Genomic DNA, 2,581 nt, shown 5'->3' with positions numbered 1-2,581 from the left:
ATCAGAGCCCTTCCCAGCGACTTCGCTGCCGGCGACATCGTGGCCTGGAAGCTCAACGGCAACGGCCTGCTGCACGTAGGCATCGTTTCCGACCGGCGCTTGGCCTACGGCACGCCGCTGGTACTGCACAACATCGCGCGCGGTACGCGGGAAGAGAACCTGCTGTTCCAGCACACCATCATCGGCCACTACCGGATGCCGTAGAACGATCCTGTAGAGCCGAGCACGGCCGGGCTCTACAGGACGCCGCGCTCAGCGGCGGACGTAATGCACGAAGCGGAACGCGTAGGCGTGACGCTCATCGGCCGCGTGCGGCTCACTGGCCACCTCCTGCCAGAAGCGCTCATCCACCTCCGGGAAATGGGTATCGGCCGGTACTTCGGCATCCACCCAGGTCAGGTACAGATCACTGGCCTGGTCCAGCAGCTGGCGGAAGATCTCGCCGCCACCAATGATGCACAGCTCGCTGGCGCCCTCGCCCTCTGCAATCGCTTTCGCCTCGTCCAGCGAGGCCACCGCGCGCATGCCCTCGAACGGCACCTGGCCGCTGCGGGTCAGCACCAGGTTCGTTCGGCCGGGCAGCACGCGGCCAATCGATTCGGCGGTCCTGCGCCCCATCAGGATCGGCTTGCCCAGGGTCAACGCCTTGAAGTGCCTGAAGTCGTCCGGCAGGTGCCAGGGCATGGCGTTGCCCTGGCCGATGCCACGATTGCGATCCAGTGCAACGATCATCGAAAGTTTCATGGTGCGGCCTCCTCAGCCGGCGTCGATCTGCAGGCGTGTACAGGCCTCGTTGGCGGCACTGGCCGCGCGCAGCGCCGCAGCCAGCGCCGGGTTCGACGTGGAATTCTCGTCCAGGCCTTCGAGGATCCTGTCCATCTGCGCGTCCTCGATCTCCTTCAGGCCCGGTCCCGACAGGATGTCCCTGGACAGCGTGGCAACGTCGGTGCTGCCGCTGCGCGCCAGGAATCCCTGCAGATCCTTGCTGGAATAGACCACCGCCAGGCGCTGCTCAAGCTCATGCTGATAGGCGGGTTCTTCGATGCCAGCCTTCAGGTGTTCGGCCATCGCCGCGTACATGCCGGTCACCGCTTCGCGCATCTGTGCCTGGCAGCCGGCCGGCATGTCGCTGGGCAGTGGCGCGCTGCCATCGAGCGTCCGGACGAAGCGCTGCAATTCCCCGCGCATGTGCTTGTGCACGATCTGCTCGTTGACCTGCCGGGCCAATGCGAGGGTGTCTGCAGGCGCCGCCTGCACCAGGCTCAGCGGCGCCAGGCCAGCCAACGCCAGCAGCGCCGCAACGCGTGGGCGCGCGCTCATACCGCCACCGGCGCCTTGATCGCCGGATGCGGATCGTAGCCATCAATGCGGATGTCATCGAACTGGAAGCCGAACAGATCGGTCACCTCCGGGTTCAACCACAGCGTCGGCAGCGCGCGCGGTTCACGCGACAGCTGCTCGCGGGCCTGCTCGAAGTGGTTCGAATACAGGTGCGCGTCGCCCAGCGTGTGCACGAAATCGCCGACGCCCAGGCCGGTGGCCTGGGCCACCATGTGGGTCAGCAGTGCGTAGCTGGCGATGTTGAACGGTACGCCGAGGAAGATGTCGCCACTGCGCTGGTASAGCTGGCAGCTGAGCTTGCCGTCGACCACGTAGAACTGGAACAGGTTGTGGCACGGCATCAACGCCATCTGCGAGAGCTCGCCCACGTTCCAGGCACTGACCACCAGCCGCCGCGAATCCGGATTACGCTTGATCTCGTCCACCAGCCACTGCATCTGGTCGATCTGGCCGCCGTCGGCCGTGGCCCAGCTGCGCCACTGCTTGCCGTACACCGGGCCGAGGTCGCCGTTCTCGTCGGCCCACTCGTCCCAGATGCGCACCTGGTTGTCCTTGAGGTAACCGATGTTGGTATCGCCCTTCAGGAACCACAGCAGCTCGTGGATGATCGAGCGCAGGTGCAGCTTCTTGGTGGTGACCAGCGGGAAGCCGTCGTTGAGGTTGAAGCGCATCTGCCAGCCGAACACGCTGCGGGTGCCGGTACCGGTGCGGTCGCTCTTCTCCGCGCCGTGTTCGAGCACGTGCGAGAGCAGGTCCAGGTAGGCCTTCATGCCCTGCCCTCCGCCGTCACCAGCGGCTGCGGCTGCAGCACCGGCGCGCGGCGCGACATCACCAGCAGCACCAGGCCGAAGGCGATCAGCGGCACGCACAGGATCTGGCCCTTGGTCAGCCAGCCGAAGGCCACGTAGACGCCGTTGTCGGGCATGCGCACGAACTCGACGGCGAAGCGGAAGATGCCATACAGCAGCGCGAACAGGCCGCCAATGAGATAGCGATGGCGCGGCTTGGCCGACACCGTCCACAACACCGCGAACATCACCAGCCCTTCCAGCAGCGCTTCATACAGCTGCGACGGATGGCGCGCGAACTGGTTGAGCGCACCGCTGGCGAACTGCGACTGCAGGGTGGCGTGGTCGAGCTGGTTCAACGGTGCCGGCAGGCCGGAAGGGAACACCACGCCCCAGCTGCCGTCGGTGTACTTGCCCCACAGCTCGGCGCCGATGAAGTTGCCGATGCGGCC

Annotated in this window: 5 protein-coding genes; 1 reads left to right on the top strand and 4 read right to left on the bottom strand. The window is 66.1% G+C overall.

Annotation, left to right across the window (positions count from 1 at the left end; genetic code table 11):
• Positions 1-204, top strand: a 204-nt coding sequence (locus tag AC1VAN_RS18090) for a DUF1287 domain-containing protein (protein WP_480986366.1), incomplete at its 5' end; no start/stop codon positions are given.
• A 48-nt stretch (positions 205-252) separates the two neighbouring features.
• Here the strand turns inward: AC1VAN_RS18090 and AC1VAN_RS18085 are convergent.
• From AC1VAN_RS18085 to AC1VAN_RS18070, 4 genes are all read right to left on the bottom strand, one after another.
• Positions 253-744, bottom strand: a complete 492-nt coding sequence (locus AC1VAN_RS18085; protein WP_442252177.1) for a dihydrofolate reductase — start codon at positions 742-744, stop codon at positions 253-255.
• Positions 745-756: 12 nt separating this feature from the next.
• Positions 757-1,320 carry a hypothetical protein gene (locus tag AC1VAN_RS18080; RefSeq protein WP_032974939.1) on the bottom strand — a complete coding sequence of 188 codons (564 nt, stop codon included), beginning with the start codon at positions 1,318-1,320 and terminating at the stop codon, positions 757-759.
• A complete protein-coding gene (locus AC1VAN_RS18075) occupies positions 1,317-2,111 on the bottom strand; it encodes a thymidylate synthase (RefSeq protein ID WP_033830389.1) in 795 nt (264 codons plus the stop codon). The genes AC1VAN_RS18080 and AC1VAN_RS18075 overlap by 4 nt, the downstream gene beginning before the upstream one ends.
• Positions 2,108-2,581, bottom strand: a 474-nt coding sequence (locus tag AC1VAN_RS18070; RefSeq protein ID WP_480986365.1) for a prolipoprotein diacylglyceryl transferase, incomplete at its 5' end; no start/stop codon positions are given. The genes AC1VAN_RS18070 and AC1VAN_RS18075, both read right to left, overlap by 4 nt.

The organism is Stenotrophomonas sp. 05L44_2 (genome assembly GCF_056665995.1).
Note: the sequence above shows the minus strand (reverse complement) of the source record. Positions and strands in the feature narration are given on the sequence as shown.